Here is a 16,345-nt window from a genome sequence, read left to right as displayed (position 1 = left end):
TCGAGTCGATGAGAGGTTGATGATGAGCTTCACGGACAAGGCCAAGAACAAGGCCGAAGAGCTGGCCGGCAAGGCGAAGCAGGGCATCGGCGACGCCACGGACAACGAGCGGCTCATCGCGGAGGGCCAGGCGCAGGAGACTTCCGCGCACGCGAAGCAGGCGGGCGAGCACGTCAAGGACGCCGGCCGCGACGTGCGCGACGCGTTCAGCTGAGCCGTACAACGAAAAGGGCCCCGGGATCTCGCCCGGGGCCCTTTCTCGTTACTCGGCGATCTGCTTGCGCCACCAGTCCTGGCCGGACTCGGGCAGCGTGTCGATCGGGTCGTAGTACGCGTACAGCTTGTTGAGCGCCTCGGGGTCCTCGGCCTCGATGGAGGTGCGGTAGTTCTTGGTCCAGTACGAGATGCCGTGCTCGCGGTCGTACTCGTTGACCATGTGCACCCAGCGCTTGCCGACGAAGGGGACGTCGCAGACGATGCGCGGGGTGGCGTAGCCGGGCAGGTAGCCCATGATGTCGTGCTGCAGCTGCTGGGCGTACCAGACGGGGACGCGCCAGTGCTCGGCGTTGGGGATCATGTCGCACATGTAGAAGTAGTACGGCAGGATGCCGGCCTCGCCCTGCAGCCCGAAGCAGAGGTCGAGCAGGTCGGTGCTGGTGGCGTTGACGCCGCGCATGAGCACGCCCTGGTTGCGGACGTCGCGGACGCCGACCTCGATGAGGGTGCGGGCGGCGCGGGCGACGATCGGCGTCAGCGAGTTGACGTGGTTGACGTGGGTGTGGACCGCGAGGTTGACGCCGCGGCGTTCGGCGGTGATGGCGACGCGGTGCAGGCCCTCGACGACGTCGGGCTGCAGCCAGTGCTGGGGCAGGCCCATGAGGGCCTTGGTGGCGAGGCGGATGTCGCGCACGGTGGGCACGGACAGCAGGCCCATCAGGTACGTCTCGAGCTGCTTCCAGGGCACGTTGGCGACGTCGCCGCCGGAGACGACCACGTCGCGGACGCCGGGGTGGGCCTTGAGGTAGGCCAGGTGGGCGTCGTAGCGGTCGACGGGCTTGAGGGTGAGCTTGAGCTTGTCGACGGCGGGGGTGCTGTTGCCGACGAGGTCCATGCGGGTGCAGTGGCCGCAGTACTGCGGGCAGGTGCTGAGCAGCTCGGCGAGGACCTTGGTGGGGTAGCGGTGGGTGAGGCCTTCGGCGACCCACATGTCGTGCTCGTGGAGGCTGTCGCGGGTGGCGTGCGGGTGCGACGGCCAGTCGAGGTGGCGGTCGCTCGCGACCGGGAGCATGTAGCGCCGGATCGGGTCTGCGTAGAACGACTCCGTGTCCGGGGTGCGGTCCGGCACCATGGTGTTGAGCATCTGCGGCGGGATGAGCATCGACATGGTGGCGAGGCGCTGCATGTCGGTTTCGAGGTCGGCGTAGAACGCCTCGTCGAGCAGGTCGCCCATGACGGCGCGCAGTTGCTTGATGTTCTTGACGCAGTTGACGCGCTGCCACTGGGCGGATTCCCACTGGGCGGTGGTGATGTCGCGCCAGCCGGGGAAGCGGGTCCAGTCGGGCTCGACGAGGGGGCGACGCCGGTATTCGTACGGCTGGCCGGCAGTGGTGTCCGGGGTCGCATCCAGCTGCGGCAACGGTGCCTCCTGGGGTCGGGGTGTGATCAGAGTCGACGATACTGGAGAATCTCCGGTCTAGAAACCGTCGGCCCGGAGGATTTACGGTGTACCGGCGATCTGGCAGCTTGTTTCTCGTGAGGATGGTGGGTATGGCGTTCGCGGTGGGGCTGTCTCGGGTCGTGGAGCCGGCAGGTGTGCTGCCGCAGGCGGCGTGGAAGCTGGACGCGCGTCCGGAGATCGGGCCGGACGAGGTGCGCATCCGGGTGGAGCGGTTGAACCTGGACGCAGCCAGTTATCGGCAGCTGGCCGGCAAACATGACGGTGACGGCGCTGCGGTGCGGGCCGAGGTGCTGGAGATCGTGCGGACGCGCGGCAAGATGCACAACCCGGTCACCGGGTCGGGCGGGATGCTGATCGGCGTCGTGGACGAGGTGGGCCCGGAGTCGCCGTTGCCGCTCAAGGCCGGTGACCGGGTCGCGACGCTGGTGTCGCTGACGCTGACGCCGCTGGTGATCGACGACGGTCTGGAGCGCTGGGACGGTCTCGGCGAGCAGGTGCCGGCGTCCGGGCATGCGATTCTGTTCGGCCGGTCGGTGGTGGCGGTGCTGCCGGACGATCTGGCGCCGGAGCTGGCGCTGGCCGTGTTCGACGTGTGCGGGGCGCCGGCGTTGACGGACCGGGTGGTGCGGGGTTACGCGGATTCGGGCGTACCGGTGTCGGTGGCGGTGCTGGGTGGTGCCGGTAAGAGCGGGTCGCTGGCGTTGACGGCGGCGCGGCTGGCGGGTGCCCGTACCGTCGGTGTGGTGGTGTCGGACGCCGAGCGGGAGTCCCTGACGGCGGCGGGCCTGGCCGACCACGTCGCGGTGGCCGACGCGCGGGATCCGGTGGCGGTGTCGTCGGCGGTGGTGGAGGCGCTGGGTGTGCCGGCGACGGTGACGGTGGTGTGCGTGGACGTGCCGGGCTGTGAGCACGGGGCGATCCTGTCGACGGCCGACGGCGGCACGGTGATCTTCTTCTCGATGGCGACGAGTTTCTCGGCGGCCGCGCTGGGCGCCGAAGGCCTGGCGGCGGACGTGACGATGCTGGTGGGCAACGGGTACGTGCCGGGCCACGCGGAGTTCGCGCTCGATGTGGTGCGGCGCACTCCTGCGGTGCGGGCGTTGTTCGAGGCGCGGGTTTCGGCACACTGACGGTCATGACTTCCCCAACGGTGCTCTACACCCAGGGCCGGTTCTATTCGGCGGCGGATCCGAGGGCCACGGCGATGCTGGTGCGTGACGGCCGGATCGCGTGGCTCGGTGCGGCGGCGGATGCGCCGGCGGCCGATGCCGTGGTGGACCTGGGCGGCGGCCTGGTGACGCCGGCGTTCGTGGACGCGCACCTGCATGCCACCGACACGGGGCTGGCCGCGGACGGGCTGGACCTGTCGGGTGTGCGCTCGGCGCCGGAGCTGCTGGCGGCGGTGGCGGCGTTCGCCGGTGGGCGCGCGCCGGACGCGGTGGTGCACGGGCACGGGTGGGACGAGTCGACGTGGGTGGAGCAGACCCCGCCGGACGCCGATGAGCTGGAGCGGGTGGCCGGCGGCCGGCGGGTGTACCTGTCGCAGGCGTCGGTGCATTCGGCGCTGGCGTCGCGGTCGTTGCTGGCGGCGTGTCCCGGCATCGAGGGGGTGTCGGGCTTCGCGGCGTCGGGCTGGGTGCGCGAGCAGGCCCATCATGCGGTGCGGGCGGTGGCGCTGGGCTCGTTGACGGCGGCGCAGCGGGAGGCCGCGCAGCGCTCGGCGTTGCGGCTGGCGGCGTCGCGCGGGGTGGCGGCGGTGCACGAGTGCGCCGGTCCGGGCACGTCGAGCGAGCAGGATTTCGCGTCGGTGCTGGCGTTGTCGGGCCGGGGCCTGCCGCGGGTGTTCGGCTACTGGGGTGAGCTGGGCGGCGCGCAGCGGGCGAAGGATCTGGGCGCGGTGGGTGCGGCCGGTGACCTGTACGCGGACGGGGCGCTGGGTTCGCGGACGGCGTCGGTGCGCAGCCCGTACGCGGACGGTGCGGGGTGCGGTGAGGCGTTCGTGTCGGCGGAGCAGGCCGGGGCGCATCTGCTGGAGTGCATCGAGCTGGGTGTGCAGGGTGGGTTCCACGCGATCGGGGACGCGGCGATCGAGAGCGTGCTGGAGGGCTTCGCGATCGCGGCGAAGGAGGTCGGCGTGGACCGGGTGCGCGAGGGCCGGCACCGCATCGAGCACGTGGAGCTGGCGGACAAGCCGATGATCGCCCGGATGGTCGAGTTCGGCGTGGTCGCCAGCGTGCAGCCGGTGTTCGACGCACTCTGGGGTGGCACCGACCGGATGTACGCGCAGCGGCTGGGTGTGGAACGGGCCTTGGCGTCGAACCCGATCGGGGCGATGTACGCGACGGGGGTGACGCTGGCGTTCGGATCGGATTCGCCGGTGACGCCGCTGGATCCGTGGGCGGCGGTGGTCGCGGCGGCGGCGCCGCGCAATCCGGTGTACCGGATGAGTGTGCGGGCGGCGTTCGGTGCGTCGACCCGCGGTGGCTGGCGGGCCGCGGGCGTGGACGACGCGGGGGTGCTGGCGCCGGGGGCGCAGGCGACGTTCGCGGTGTGGGACACGCCGGCGGGTCTGGACGGGGGGCTGCCGGCGTTGCTGCCGGGGGTCGAGGGAGAGGTGCCGGCGCGGCCGGTGTGCCGCCGGACGGTGTTGTCCGGCGAGACCATCTACGAGGAGTGACAGTGCGGAAGCTGGGTCTGGACCCGGAGGTCGTGCGGCGGGCGAGGGAGCTCGCCGCACGGGCGGGGCAGCCGGTCGTCGACCTGGCGCGGTCGCACACGACCGTGTCGGTGGAGCGGGCGGTGCTGCGCCTGGCAGGGGTGCGTGGTGCGGACTCCGACGGGATCCCGTGGGTGAACCGGCTGGTGGACGCGGTGCGCGCGGACGTCGGGCTGGGTCACGGGGTGGCGGTGCCGGTGTTCCACGCCCTCGCGGCCGAGGGTCTGGACGATGTGACGGTGCTGGCGCAGAAGGCGGCGGCGGGTGCCGTGCGGTTCGCCGTACCGGAGAAGAAGGCCGAGGTGACGGCGGCCCGGCGGGCGGCGCGGCGGGCGACCAACGCGGGCCTGAAGGTGGTGGACAAGCGCCGGGCCGAGCGGGAGCGGCTGATCAAGCGGTGGGGTGACGCGCCGCGGCGGCCGTGGATCTATCTGATCGTGGCGACCGGTGACATCTACGAGGACATCCCGCAGGCGCAGGCGGCGGCGCGAGCCGGCGCGGACGTGATCGCGGTGATCCGCTCGACCGGGCAGTCGCTGCTGGACTACGTGCCGGAGGGTGCGACCCGGGAGGGTTTCGCCGGTACGTACGCGACGCAGGAGAACTTCCGGCTGATGCGGGCGGCGCTGGACGAGACGTCGAAGGAGCTGGGCCGCTACGTGCGGCTGACGAACTACGCCTCGGGTCTGTGCATGCCGGAGATCGCGGCGCTGGCGGGCCTGGAGCGGCTCGACATGATGCTCAACGACTCGATGTACGGGATCCTGTTCCGCGACATCAACCCGATCCGCACGTTCGTGGATCAGCGGTTCTCGCGGCAGGTGCACGCGCGGGCCGGGATCATCATCAACACCGGTGAGGACAACTACCTGACGACGGCGGATGCGGTCGAGGCGGCGCACACGGTGACGGTGTCGCAGCTGCTGAACGAGTTCTTCGCGCACGAGGCGGGGCTGGCGGACTGGCAGCTGGGCCTCGGGCACGCGTTCGAGATCAATCCGGAGCTGCCGGAGTCGTTCCGCTTGGAGCTGGCGCACGCGCTGCTGGCGCGGGAGCTGTTCCCTGACGCCCCGCTGAAGTGGATGCCGCCGACCAAGCACATGACCGGTGACGTGTTCCGCGGCAACCTGCTGGACGGCTTCTTCAACCTGGTGGGTGCGCTGACCGGGCAGGGGATCCTGCTGGTGGGGATGATGACCGAGGCGGTGGTGACGCCGTGGCTGTCCGACCGTGACATCGCCCTGCAGAACGTGCGGTACGTGCTCAACGGCGCCGGGAACCTGCACGAGGACTTCGTGCCGGCGCCGGGCGGGTTCATCCAGCAGCGGGCGCACGCGGTGCTCGGTGAGGCGGTGGAGCTGCTGGAGCGGGTCGTCGACGACGGGATGCTCAACGCGATCGCCGACGGCACGTTCGGGATCATGAAGCGGCCCGCGGACCGGGGCAAGGGCCTCGACGGCGTCGCGAAGCACGAGCCCGGCTACTACAACCCGGTGACGGAGGCCCTGGAGTCATGAGCATCGTCCGGCCCTACGGGGACACCACGGGTGACGGCATGGTGCAGGTGTCGTTCACGCTGCCGCTGGTGCACGACAAGCGCGCCGAGGGCGCCGCGATCCAGCTGGCGAACAAGATGGGCATGGACCCGGCGATGCTGGTGCACGCCAAGCCGATGGGCGAGGGGTTCACGTTCTTCGTCGTCTACGGCAAGGTCAACCACCTGGTCGACACCGACAAGGTGCAGATCGTCGAGCGGGACTTCCCGCTGCTGGGTGCCAAGGAGATCAACGCGGTCATCAAGCGCAAGCTGCGGCGGCGGCTCAACGTCGTCGGGGCGTGCATCGGTACGGACGCGCACACGGTCGGCATCGACGCGATCCTGAACCTCAAGGGCATCGCGGGGGAGAAGGGCCTGGAGTCGTACCGGGAGCTGTCCGTGACGAACATGGGCGCGCAGGTGTCGGTGCCGGATCTGGTGGAGACGGCGAAGGCGCAGAAGGCCGACGCGGTGCTGGTGTCTCAGGTGGTGACCCAGCGCGACGCGCATCTGCTGAACACGCGGGCGATGTCGGCGGCGTTCCGGGAGGCGTTGCCGGAGGGCAAGCGGCCGCTGCTGATCGTGGGCGGGCCGCGCTTCGACGAGTTGATGGCCGGGGAGCTCGGCGTCGACCGGATCTTCTCCCGGGGTACGACGCCCCGGGAGGTCGCCTCGTACCTCGTCCACGCGCTTGTCGCCCGTCCAACCCCCCCGCCACCACCCAAAAACGGACTGAAGGCCATCTCATGATCACTGTGAAGCATCGCCGTTACGTGCCGTACGCGCACGCGCACTACGCGGGGAACCTGGTCGACGGGGCGTACTCGCTGGGCCTGTTCGGGGACGTGGCGACCGAGGTGTGCATCCAGCTGGACGGTGACGAGGGGTTGTTCGCCTCGTACGACGACGTGCAGTTCAAGGCGCCGGTGCAGGCCGGTGACGTGCTCGAGGTGACCGCGACGGTGGTCAAGATGGGCACCCGGTCGCGGAAGATCGAGTTCACGTCGACGGTGGTGTGCCGCGGCACGGGCGGTTCGGCGGCTTCCGTTCTGGACGAACCCATCGTGGCGGTGACCGCTACGGGCACGGTGGTCGTGCCGCCGAAGTCTTGAGCACGGCCGTCTGCGTCGACGTCGGATCCACGTACACCAAGGCGCTGCGGGTCGATCTGGGCACCGGCCGGGTGCTGGGGCGCGCGGAGGTGCCGACGACGTCGGGCACGGACGTGCTGACCGGTCTCGACGAGGCGGTCGAGGTGGCCGGGGGCGGCGATGAGCTGTACGTGTGCTCGTCGGCCGGCGGCGGGCTGCGCCTGGCGGTCGTCGGCTACGAGTCGCTGGTCACGGCCGAGGCCGGGCACCGGGTGGGCCTGTCGGCGGGGGCGCAGGTGGTGCACGTGGCGTCGGGCCTGCTGGACGGGCGGGCGGTGGCGGCGCTGCGGGCGGCGCGTCCGGATGTGATCCTGCTCGTCGGCGGCACCGACGGCGGTGACGAGGCGACGCTGCGGCACAACGCGGGCCGGCTGGCGACGTCGCGGATGCGGGTGCCGGTGGTGGTGGCGGGCAACGCGGACGCCCGGCCGGACGCGGCGCGGGTGCTGACCGACCGGGGCGTGCAAGTGACCGTGACCGGTAACGTGCTGCCGCGCATCGGGGTGCTGGATCCGGGCCCGGCGCGCTCGGCGATCCGGGAGATGTTCCTGCGGCACGTCATCGGCGGCAAGAAGCTGTCGAAGGGCCGGCGGTTCGCGTCGCTGGTGCGGTGCGCGACCCCGGACGCGGTGCTGGCCGGGGTGTCGCTGCTGGCCGACGAGACCGCCGCCGGGGTGCTGGTCGTCGACGTGGGCGGCGCGACGACGGACGTGTACTCGGCGTTGCTGCCCGACGGGGAGATGGAACACGGCCCGCAGCGCGACGTGGCCGGGACGCTGTGGCGCTCGCGCACCGTCGAGGGTGACCTGGGGGTCGGGGTGGGCTCCGCGGGTGTGGTCGCCGCCGCGGCGACGGAGAAACTCCCCGAGCCGGACATCTCGGGCGGCCGGCCGTACGACGTGGTGACGGACCGGGCGCTCGCCTCGACGGCGGCGATGATCGCGCTGCGCCGGCACGCGCGCGGCCACTCGCCGGGGCCCGGACTGCCCCGCACCGGCGGCCGTGACCTGCGCGACGTGCGGCTGGTGGTCGGCTCCGGCGGGGTGCTGCGCCACGGCGGCGGCGCGGAGGTCCTCGACGCGGTTCTGAGTGACACGGCCGGTGGCTGGGCGGCGCCGCGGCAGGTGCGCCGGGCCGTCGACACCGAGTACGTGCTGGCCGCCGCGGGACTGCTCGCCGATGATCACCCGGCGGCCGCCGCGGCTCTGGTCAACAGTCTGTGACGGGCGTCCGCCGGGTGGGGGACACGCCGAGGAATGCGACACGCCCACGTGTGCGGGACGCGGTTGACAAGGCGCCGGGGGTGCGACGTACCGTCGACGGGTCCTTTTCCGGGAAGCGGCTGTTGTTCGCTTCGTTCCTTCGCTCACTGGCCACGCGCCGAGACCCGAACGTCGCGCGTACGCCAGGTCCAGGGGGTGGGGGTCGGCGGGGCGGCGCGGACCTGTCGCGCCCTTCCGGTGCGGGTCGGGGATGGAGCACGGCCAGTAGACAACGGCACGACGCGGGCAGCCAGCCTGCGGCGGGTCGGTCCGAAGGTCGCGCGACATCGTTCGGCGTACCGGCCCGGGAACGGATCTCTGGGAGCAATCGGAGCGTGGTCTGCGGGCCACGCTCCGATTTCCCTGCTGCACGTCCTGACCCGCCCTTCCCGGCGCGATAGTTTCGTGATCCCTGCCAGGTAGCCTTCCGCGGGTGAATTTGTTGACGCTTCAGCCGACACCGGCCCCGACGGCCGCCGACGCGGCCCTGCCGCGCGGGCCCCGGCCGCTGCCGCTGTGGGTGTCGGTCGTGCTGGCGTTCGCCGCCGGCGCCGGGCTGCTGGTGTCCTTCCCGCCCTACGGTCTGTGGTGGCTGGCCCCCGTGTCGGTGGCATTGCTGACCGCGGCCGCGCACCGGCGGCGGCTGCGCGCCGGCCTCGGCGTCGGCATGATCGCCGGGCTGGTGCTGTTCGTGCCGCTGCTGGACTGGACCCGCATCGCCGCCGGCTGGCTGCCCTGGATGCTGCTGTCGTCCGCCCAGGCCGGCTACCTGGCGCTGCTGGGAATGGCGACGGCGTGGCTGTCGCCGCTGGCCGACCGGGTACGCGCGGCGTGGCCGCTGCTGATCGGGCTGCTGTGGGTCGGCCAGGAGGCGCTGCGCGACCGGGCGCCGTTCGGGGGATTCCCGTGGGGCAGGCTGGCGTTCGCTCAGGACGACGCGCCGGCGCTGCGGCTGGCGGTGCTCGGCGGCGCCCCGCTGGTGACGTTCGCCGTCGCGGCGGCCGGTGGGGCCCTGGCAGCGCTGGCGTGGCGCAGCTGGCGGCCGCGCACGTGGCCGCCGGCGGCCGGGTTCGCGGTGGTGCTGGCGGCGCTGGTGGCCGGTCCGGCGTTCGTGCCGACGGCCGCGCCGGCCGGGCAGATCCGTACGGTCGCGGTGGTGCAGGGCAACGTGCCCCGCCTCGGGCTGGACTTCAACGCCCAGCGCGCGGCGGTGCTGCTCAACCACGTGCACGCCACGCAGCGGCTGGCCGAGGAGGTGCGCCTGGGCCGCAAGCCGCGCCCGGAGCTGGTGATCTGGCCGGAGAATTCCAGCGACATCGATCCGCTGCGCAACCAGGACGCGGCGCAGCAGATCGCCGCCGCGGCCGATGCCATCGGCGTGCCGATCCTGGTCGGCGCGGTGCTGCGCGGCGACGTGCCGGGGGAGATCCGCAACGCCGGGATCCTGTGGATGCCGGTCACCGGCCCCGACGTGGACCAGGCGTACGTGAAACGGCATCCCGTCCCGTTCGCCGAGTACATGCCGCTGCGCCCGATCGCGCGCGTGGTGTCCGACAAGGTGGACCTGGTGCAGAACATGGTCGCCGGCACCACCCCCGGCGTGGTGCGCACCCCGGCCACGACCGTCGGCGACGTCATCTGCTTCGAGGTCGCGTACGACGGCATCGTGCGCGACACTGTGACCGGCGGAGCGCAGATCCTGGCCGTGCAGACGAACAACGCGACCTTCAACGAGGCCGAGGCGCGCCAGCAGCTGGCGATGGTGCGGCTGCGTGCCGTCGAGCACGGACGCGAGGCGCTGATGGCATCGACGGTGGGGGTGTCCGCGTTCGTCGGCACCGACGGCCGGGTGTATTCCGCCACCGGCTTCAATGTGGACGCCGTGATCCTGCATGACATGCACGTCGGTGGACCGCGTACGCTGGCCACTCGTTTGGGACAGTGGCCGGAGCTCGCGGCGGTCGCCCTGGTCCTGCTGGCCCTGGCCGGCGCGGCACCGCTGCGGCGGCGCCGCAGGACCGGCGGCGACACCGTGGCAGAGGGAAAGACGGAGGTACGGTGAGCGACACGAACCCGACGGCAGCGGGCTCGGAGGGATATCCGGGCATCGGCCGTGTGCTCGTGGTCATCCCGACCTACAACGAGGCGGACAACGTCCGGCTGATCACCGACCGGGTACGCCGCGCCGTGCCGGCGGTGGACATCCTCGTGGCCGACGACAACTCCCCGGACGGCACCGGCGCCATCGCCGACGAGATCTCCGCCGCCGACGACCACGTGTTCGTGCTGCACCGGGCCGGCAAGGAAGGCCTCGGGGCGGCGTACGTCGCCGGGTTCGCGTGGGCCAAGGACAAGGGCTACGACGCGGTCGTGGAGATGGACGCGGACGGTTCGCACGCCCCCGAGGAACTGCCGAAGCTGCTCGACGCGCTGCGCGAGGCCGACGCCGTGCTGGGCACCCGCTACATCCCCGGCGGCAGCGTGCACAACTGGCCGCTGCACCGGCTGCTGCTCAGCCGCGGCGGCAACATCTACATCCGCATGGCGCTGGGCATGCCGTTCAAGGACGCGACCGGCGGCTACCGGGCGTACAGGATGCCGGTCCTCGACGCGATCGACGTGTCGACGGTGGCGTCGCAGGGCTACTCGTTCCAGGTCGAGCTGGCCTGGCGCACGTACCGGCACGGTTTCCGGATGGTCGAGGTGCCGATCACGTTCACCGAGCGCGAACACGGCGTCAGCAAGATGAGCGGCAACATCTTCAAGGAACAGCTGCTCAGGGTCACCGTGTGGGGCGCCTCCGCCCGCAAGGACGCCCTGCTGAACAAGCTCGGCCGCAAGCCGCGGCAGCCGTCGACCTGGCCGTGATCGCGTAGCCGCGTCATGCTGGACGGGCCGGTACACGCGGAAGGGTGACAAACATGCGTCGAAGCCTGGCTCTGCTTCCGCTGGGACTGCTGCTGCTCGCCGTCGCCGAGATCGCGGTGTTCGCCGCGGTCGCGCACGCGCTGGGCGCGCTCTGGGCGGTGCTGCTCGTCGGCCTGTCCAGCATCGCCGGGCTGGCGCTGCTGCGCCGTGAGGGCATCCGCGGCTGGCGCTCGTTCCGTTCCGCCGCCGAGGCCGGGCGCCCGCCCGGCCACCAGGTCAGCAACTCGCTCGTCGGCCTGCTCGGCGCGCTGCTGCTCGCCCTGCCCGGTTTCGTCTCCGGCGTCGCCGGGCTGCTGCTGATCGTGCCGCCGGTCCGCCCGCTGGCCCGGCGCGCGGTGGAACGCTTCGCCGAGCGCCGGCTGTCCGCGGCGGTCGCCGGTGACCTGTTCGGCCCGCGGCGCGTACGGGTGCGCATGTCCGACCCGGTCGGCGAGCCCGCCCCGGCGCCGGCCGCGCCGGTCGCCGAGGTCACCCCGGGGCCGGTCGTCTCCGGCGAGGTCGTCGAGGGTGAGATCGTCCGCTGAGCGCAGCAAATCGCCGTCCCGCCCTGACGGGCGGAACGGCGATCGGGTTGCTGCGGGTCAGCGGCCGCGGCGGGTGCGAACCTCCTGGAGCCGTTCGTTGAGGATGTCCTCCAGCTCCGAGATCGACCGCCGCTCGAGCAGCATGTCCCAGTGGGTACGCGGCGGCTTCGCCTTCTTCTGCTCCGGCTCGTTGCCGTCGACCAGTCGCGCGACGCTGCCGTCGAACTTGCATTCCCAGGTGATCGGCACCTCGGCGTCGACGGCGAACGGCACCTCGAACTGGTGACCCTTCACGCACAGGTACTCGCGGGTCTGCCGGGGCGCCAGCTCCGTGTTGCGGTCGGACTCGTAGCTGACTGCGCCAAGTCGGCTGCCGCGCAGCATGCGTTCGCCCATGATCGGCTTTCCCCTCGCTCGTGGTGCTACTTGCCGTTGGTGTAACGAAACGGACGGTCGCGCGATTCCTCGGCGACGGCCGTATGTCGACGGTGTTAACGCTCCGAGCGTAACCGGCAGGGTCCCCTATCGGCCGACTCAGCCCCGTCCTGAAGTGGACCTTGGTCCACTTTACGGGATATTGCGTGATCTACGGATAGTGCGATGTCGGTCACTCGGGCGGATAGTCCCGGGCTGTCAATCCACGGGCTGGTCATCCACAGACTGGTCATCCACAGACTGGTCATCCACGGGCTGGGTGTCGGCCACCGGCCCCCTCAGAATACCGCCCAAGGCCCGAGGGCGCCCGTTTCGCCGTCCTCACCGGCCGGCGCCCAGGGCGGCCAGCGCCGACGCCAGATCGCTGACCTGAGCCGAGAGCTGCGCCACCCGGTCGTGCGCGGCGTCCGCGTCCGAGCGGGCGGCCTGCAGCCGGGTGCGCGCCTCGCCCGCGTCGCGCTCGGCGGCCTCCCGCACGGCCGCGAGTTCGCCGGTCACCCGGGCCAGCGCCGCGCGGTCGCGCTCGGCGTCCGTCCGGACCTGAGCCACGGTACGCCGCAACGACTCCGTCTCCTCGGCCGCCTGGGCCGCCTCAGCCCGCGCCTGGGCGGCCTGCTCGGCGTCGCGCTGCGCCTGCCCGCGCGCGGTTTCGGCAGCCGCCGTGGCGGTGTCGCGCTCGGCGCGGGCCTCGTCGCGCTCGCGTTGCGCCGTGTCGCGGTCGGCACGCGCGGCCGCCAGCTCCGCCAGGGCCTGGTCGAGGTCACGGGCGCGGGTGGCGGCCTCGTGGCGGGCGTCGGCGAGCTCCCGGCGTACCATATCGGTCTCCCGGACGGCCTCGTCACGCTCGCGCCGCGCCGCGTCGGTCTCCCGCCGGGCAGCGTCGCGGTCCGCCTCCGCCTGCATCTGCAGGGCGGCCGCCGCACTGGCCGCCGCCTGCGCCTGGTCGCGGGCGGCCACGGCCTGGCGTGACTCGGCCGCCGCCGACTCCGCCAGCTGGTGCGCCCGCTGCGCCGCCTGCAGGGCGTCGTCACGCTCGGCGCGGGCGACGACGGCCTCCTGCACCGCGCTCGCGGCCGCGTCGGCGGCCCGGTCGGCGTCGCGGCGTGCATCGTCGCGTTCGGTGTGCGCGGCGGCGATCTGGCGGGAGGTCTCGGCGCGGACCTCGGCGACCTGACGCTCGACCCCGGCCGGCGACATCTCGGCGTGCAGCGCCTCGCTCAGCGTGCCCACCAGCTGGTCGAGCCGGTCCACGACCTCCCAGGTGCGGGCCACCTGCCCGGCCAGGCCGGGCGACGAGCGGTGCCGCATCCGCACGTTGCGCGAGGCCCGCTGGCACTCGCCGTCGTTGTCCCGGCAGTACCGGAACGGGCGGCCCGCCGACGAGCGCTGCGGCACCGGGCGGCCGCAGTGCGCGCACGGGCGCGTCTCGGACACCGGCTCGCCGGCGTCGACCGTCTGCCGCGGTACGGGGGAAACGTCGTGTTCTGCCATCGCGGTCAGACCTTAACGCCGGCGCGGGCCGGCACCGGGTAACCGCGCCGCGGTACGGTGCTCAGTCGTGCCTGAGGAGTTGCTGCACAACACCGTCAACGGAGTCACCGGCGGTATCTGGCGGGTGCACCGCAACGACGGCAGCGCGGTGCTGAAGGTCCTGACGCCGGGGCGTGCCGGGGCGGCGGCACACTTCCAGGCCTCGCACGACCCCGGCCACTGGAACTATTGGCGGCGGGAGCTTCTCGCGTACCGCAGCGGGCTGGCCGGCACCGCGTTCGCCGACGCCGGCCTGTCCGCGCCGCAGCTGCTCGCCACGGAGGAACGCCCCGACGGTTCCGTGGGGCTGTGGCTGCAGGACGTCGCGGGAACGCCCGGCACCGCGTGCGGCAGTGCGGACCTGGGCGACGTCGCGTACCGGATGGGGGTGGGCCAGGCCCGCTGGCTGGGGCGGCCACCGGCCGAACCGTGGCTGGCCCGCGACTGGCTGCGCGATTACACCGGCGCCCAGCCGGTGGGCGACGACCTCGACTGGGACCATCCGACCGTCGCGCGGGCGTGGTCCCCGCGGCTGCGCGAGGACCTGCAAACCCTGTGGGAACGGCGGGCGCAGCTGCTGGCCGAGGCCGACCGGCTGCCGCGCACGCTGTGCCACCACGACCTCTGGCCGATGAACCTGATCCTCGGCGCGTCCGGGCCGGTGCTGCTCGACTGGGCGTTCACCGGACCCGGCGCCATCGGGGAGGACGTGGCGAACCTGGCGCTGGACAGTTTCTTCGACGGGCTCATCGACATCTCGCTGCTCGACGAGGTGCTGGCGGCGATCGGCGACGGCTACCGGCGCGGGCTCGGCGGGGCGGTGGACGCGGCGACGATCACGCGGGCCGTCAAGGTGACCGGGGCGGCGAAGTACTCCTGGCTGGCGCCGCGGATGGTGATGACGGCGGCGCAGACCCCGCGCAAGGGTGCGTACGACACGCGCGACGCCGCTGCGGTGTTCGCCGGGCGGGCGCCCGTGCTGGAGGTGGTGACCCGGTGGGCGCGGGAGGTGTTCGGTTAGGTGCTTCTCAGGGTGCGGCCGGGAAATGCAGGCGCCACTGGCCGGACCGGTAGGTGAGCCGGGTCAGCGACAGCGGCGCCACGTCCAGGTTCCACACCGCCTCGTCCGGCAGTCCGAGGGCGTGCACCAGCGCCGCCCGTACGACGATCGGGTGGGCGACCACCACGACCCGCTGGCGGGCCATCGCGTCCAGCCAGGAGCCGGTCCGCTGCCGGACCCGGGCGAGCGACTCGCCGCCGTGCGGCGCGGACTGCGGGTCGGTGAGCCACTGCTCGAGCCCCTTGCCGTCGGCGGCGGCGACCTCGTCCAGGCTCATCCCGTCCCAGCGGCCGAAGTCCGGATCGCCCAGCTGCGGCTCCGCGATCGCCGAGTGACCCAGCGCCTGCGCGGTCTCGCGGGCGGCGCGCGACGGCGCGCACACCCACAGGTCGCCGCGGCCGGGCGGGGACATGGCGAGGGCGGCTCGCCGGCCACCCTCGTCGATGTCGTCGTCGCCACCGAAGCGTCCGCCCCGCAGGGCTGCCGTCGGCGCGCAGGCGAGCAGCCGCAGGCCACTCACACCGGCACGGCCTCCGACTGCTCCTGCGGCGCGGCCGCGCCGCGGGTGAGCCGGGACAGCAGCGCCGTGAACGCCAGGCCGAGCGCCGTCCACAACGTCACCTGAGTGCCCAGCGAGCTGATCCGGAAGTTCCAGAGCAGGCTCGGCGGGAACGTCGCCGGCACCTCGTCCACGGTGGGCAGCAGCACGTATCCGACGACCACGACCACCAGGAAGCCCGCGAGGCCGGCGGCCGCGCGCACCCACTCCGGGGCACCCGCGCGAACCGACCGGAAGGCGAGCACGCCGGCCCAGACCGCCACCAGTCCGATCACGACGATCGACACATAGCTGATCGTGCGCTGATTGATCGTGGACGGATCCCCGACCGCCGGCGGGTTGGGCGGATACTTCACGAACGGCACGAGCACCAGCCCCAGCAACGCCGCCGCGGCCAGCCCGAGCGCGGCCCGGGAGTCGTGCGCGGTGCGCAGCCGGCGACGCAGCAACGTGTACGCGGTGGCGAGCAGGCCGCCCATCGCGACGCCGTACAGGGCCGTGGCCAGGAACAGGCCGCCCTTCTGGCCGGTGCGGGACACCAGTTCCTCGTCGTCGTGATGGTCGCCGGCCGCTTCGCCGGGATGGTCGTGCGCGGCGGCGGCCTCCTCGATGGCGATCGCGGCATCGACCTTCGGCTCGCCGACCGTGTAGGCGAACACGCCGGCGAGCAGTCCGGCGATGAGACCGGCGAGCAGGCCGCGCAGCAGCAGCGCCCCGTAGGTGGGGGTGGAGTGCGCCGGCGTCAGTGGCACGGGACGCCCAGCAGGTGCCGGCCGTCGTGCATGAGTTCGTGCAGGAACATGCCGCTCTGCGAGACCGCGCCCTGGTCGAAGGCCACCAGGTAGGCGAGCATGAGCAGGGCCGCCACGACACCGGCCGACGCCCACAGCACGCGGGGGGAGACGGTGGTCGGGCTGAGCGGCTGGGCCGTCTGGACCTTGGACATAACGGATCAGACCTCCTTG

General features: G+C 72.6%; 17 protein-coding genes. 11 read left to right on the top strand and 6 right to left on the bottom strand.

The annotated features are described in order from the left end of the window. Positions 1-22 precede the first annotated feature (22 nt). A complete protein-coding gene (locus ACIBO8_RS28820) occupies positions 23-214 on the top strand; it encodes a CsbD family protein (RefSeq protein WP_396118718.1) in 192 nt (63 codons plus the stop codon). Positions 215-262: 48 nt separating this feature from the next. On the opposite strand, the gene ACIBO8_RS28815 is transcribed toward ACIBO8_RS28820, so the two are convergent. Further along, positions 263-1,636 (bottom strand): KamA family radical SAM protein, encoded by a 1,374-nt coding sequence (locus tag ACIBO8_RS28815; protein WP_396118472.1) that lies wholly within the window; start codon positions 1,634-1,636, stop codon positions 263-265. 131 nt (positions 1,637-1,767) lie between these two features. Here ACIBO8_RS28815 and ACIBO8_RS28810 point away from each other — a divergent pair, with 131 nt between their 5' ends. The 9 genes from ACIBO8_RS28810 to ACIBO8_RS28770 all read left to right on the top strand — a co-directional run bounded on the left by ACIBO8_RS28810 (position 1,768) and on the right by ACIBO8_RS28770 (position 11,796). Continuing rightward, entirely contained in the window at positions 1,768-2,808 is a 1,041-nt protein-coding gene (locus tag ACIBO8_RS28810; protein ID WP_396118717.1) for an L-erythro-3,5-diaminohexanoate dehydrogenase, read from the top strand. 5 nt (positions 2,809-2,813) lie between these two features. After that, complete coding sequence (locus ACIBO8_RS28805) at positions 2,814-4,355, top strand: amidohydrolase (protein WP_396118471.1); 1,542 nt, start codon at positions 2,814-2,816, stop codon at positions 4,353-4,355. A 2-nt stretch (positions 4,356-4,357) separates the two neighbouring features. Continuing rightward, entirely contained in the window at positions 4,358-5,911 is a 1,554-nt protein-coding gene (locus ACIBO8_RS28800) for a lysine 5,6-aminomutase subunit alpha (protein WP_396118470.1), read from the top strand. Beyond that, complete coding sequence (locus ACIBO8_RS28795; protein WP_396118469.1) at positions 5,908-6,681, top strand: OAM dimerization domain-containing protein; 774 nt, start codon at positions 5,908-5,910, stop codon at positions 6,679-6,681. Before ACIBO8_RS28800 ends, ACIBO8_RS28795 begins: the two co-directional genes overlap by 4 nt. Next, positions 6,678-7,043 (top strand): hotdog domain-containing protein, encoded by a 366-nt coding sequence (locus tag ACIBO8_RS28790; RefSeq protein ID WP_366152008.1) that lies wholly within the window; start codon positions 6,678-6,680, stop codon positions 7,041-7,043. Before ACIBO8_RS28795 ends, ACIBO8_RS28790 begins: the two co-directional genes overlap by 4 nt. Next, a complete protein-coding gene (locus ACIBO8_RS28785) occupies positions 7,040-8,305 on the top strand; it encodes a glutamate mutase L (protein ID WP_396118468.1) in 1,266 nt (421 codons plus the stop codon). Before ACIBO8_RS28790 ends, ACIBO8_RS28785 begins: the two co-directional genes overlap by 4 nt. 481 nt (positions 8,306-8,786) lie before the next feature. Next, positions 8,787-10,406: an apolipoprotein N-acyltransferase gene (gene lnt / locus ACIBO8_RS28780; RefSeq protein ID WP_396118716.1), complete on the top strand. Its 1,620-nt coding sequence runs from the start codon at positions 8,787-8,789 to the stop codon at positions 10,404-10,406. Continuing rightward, positions 10,403-11,212 (top strand): polyprenol monophosphomannose synthase, encoded by an 810-nt coding sequence (locus tag ACIBO8_RS28775; protein ID WP_396118467.1) that lies wholly within the window; start codon positions 10,403-10,405, stop codon positions 11,210-11,212. The genes lnt and ACIBO8_RS28775 overlap by 4 nt, the downstream gene beginning before the upstream one ends. A 53-nt stretch (positions 11,213-11,265) precedes the next feature. Beyond that, entirely contained in the window at positions 11,266-11,796 is a 531-nt protein-coding gene (locus tag ACIBO8_RS28770) for an FxsA family protein (protein WP_396118466.1), read from the top strand. 57 nt (positions 11,797-11,853) lie between these two features. Here ACIBO8_RS28770 and ACIBO8_RS28765 read toward each other — a convergent pair whose 3' ends face one another. Continuing rightward, positions 11,854-12,192: an RNA polymerase-binding protein RbpA gene (locus ACIBO8_RS28765; protein ID WP_015622005.1), complete on the bottom strand. Its 339-nt coding sequence runs from the start codon at positions 12,190-12,192 to the stop codon at positions 11,854-11,856. Between the two features lie 360 nt (positions 12,193-12,552). Further along, complete coding sequence (locus ACIBO8_RS28760) at positions 12,553-13,722, bottom strand: serine/threonine protein kinase (protein ID WP_396118465.1); 1,170 nt, start codon at positions 13,720-13,722, stop codon at positions 12,553-12,555. Between the two features lie 67 nt (positions 13,723-13,789). Between ACIBO8_RS28760 and ACIBO8_RS28755 the strand changes: the two genes are divergently transcribed. Beyond that, a complete protein-coding gene (locus ACIBO8_RS28755; RefSeq protein ID WP_396118464.1) occupies positions 13,790-14,782 on the top strand; it encodes a phosphotransferase in 993 nt (330 codons plus the stop codon). Positions 14,783-14,789: 7 nt separating this feature from the next. Here ACIBO8_RS28755 and ACIBO8_RS28750 read toward each other — a convergent pair whose 3' ends face one another. The 3 genes from ACIBO8_RS28750 to ACIBO8_RS28740 are packed head-to-tail and all read right to left on the bottom strand — an operon-like array spanning position 14,790 to position 16,326. Then, positions 14,790-15,341, bottom strand: coding sequence for a histidine phosphatase family protein (locus ACIBO8_RS28750; RefSeq protein ID WP_396118463.1), 552 nt, complete (start codon positions 15,339-15,341; stop codon positions 14,790-14,792). Beyond that, positions 15,338-16,132 (bottom strand): CbtA family protein, encoded by a 795-nt coding sequence (locus ACIBO8_RS28745; RefSeq protein ID WP_396118462.1) that lies wholly within the window; start codon positions 16,130-16,132, stop codon positions 15,338-15,340. Before ACIBO8_RS28745 ends, ACIBO8_RS28750 begins: the two co-directional genes overlap by 4 nt. Then, entirely contained in the window at positions 16,123-16,326 is a 204-nt protein-coding gene (locus ACIBO8_RS28740) for a CbtB domain-containing protein (RefSeq protein ID WP_396118461.1), read from the bottom strand. Before ACIBO8_RS28740 ends, ACIBO8_RS28745 begins: the two co-directional genes overlap by 10 nt. Positions 16,327-16,345: the final 19 nt, after the last annotated feature.

Origin of the sequence: Actinoplanes sp. NPDC049681, from assembly GCF_044465265.1 — a bacterium.
Classification (GTDB): domain Bacteria; phylum Actinomycetota; class Actinomycetes; order Mycobacteriales; family Micromonosporaceae; genus Actinoplanes.
The sequence above is the reverse complement of the archived record's forward strand: the minus strand, read 5'-3'. Positions and strand labels throughout refer to the sequence as shown.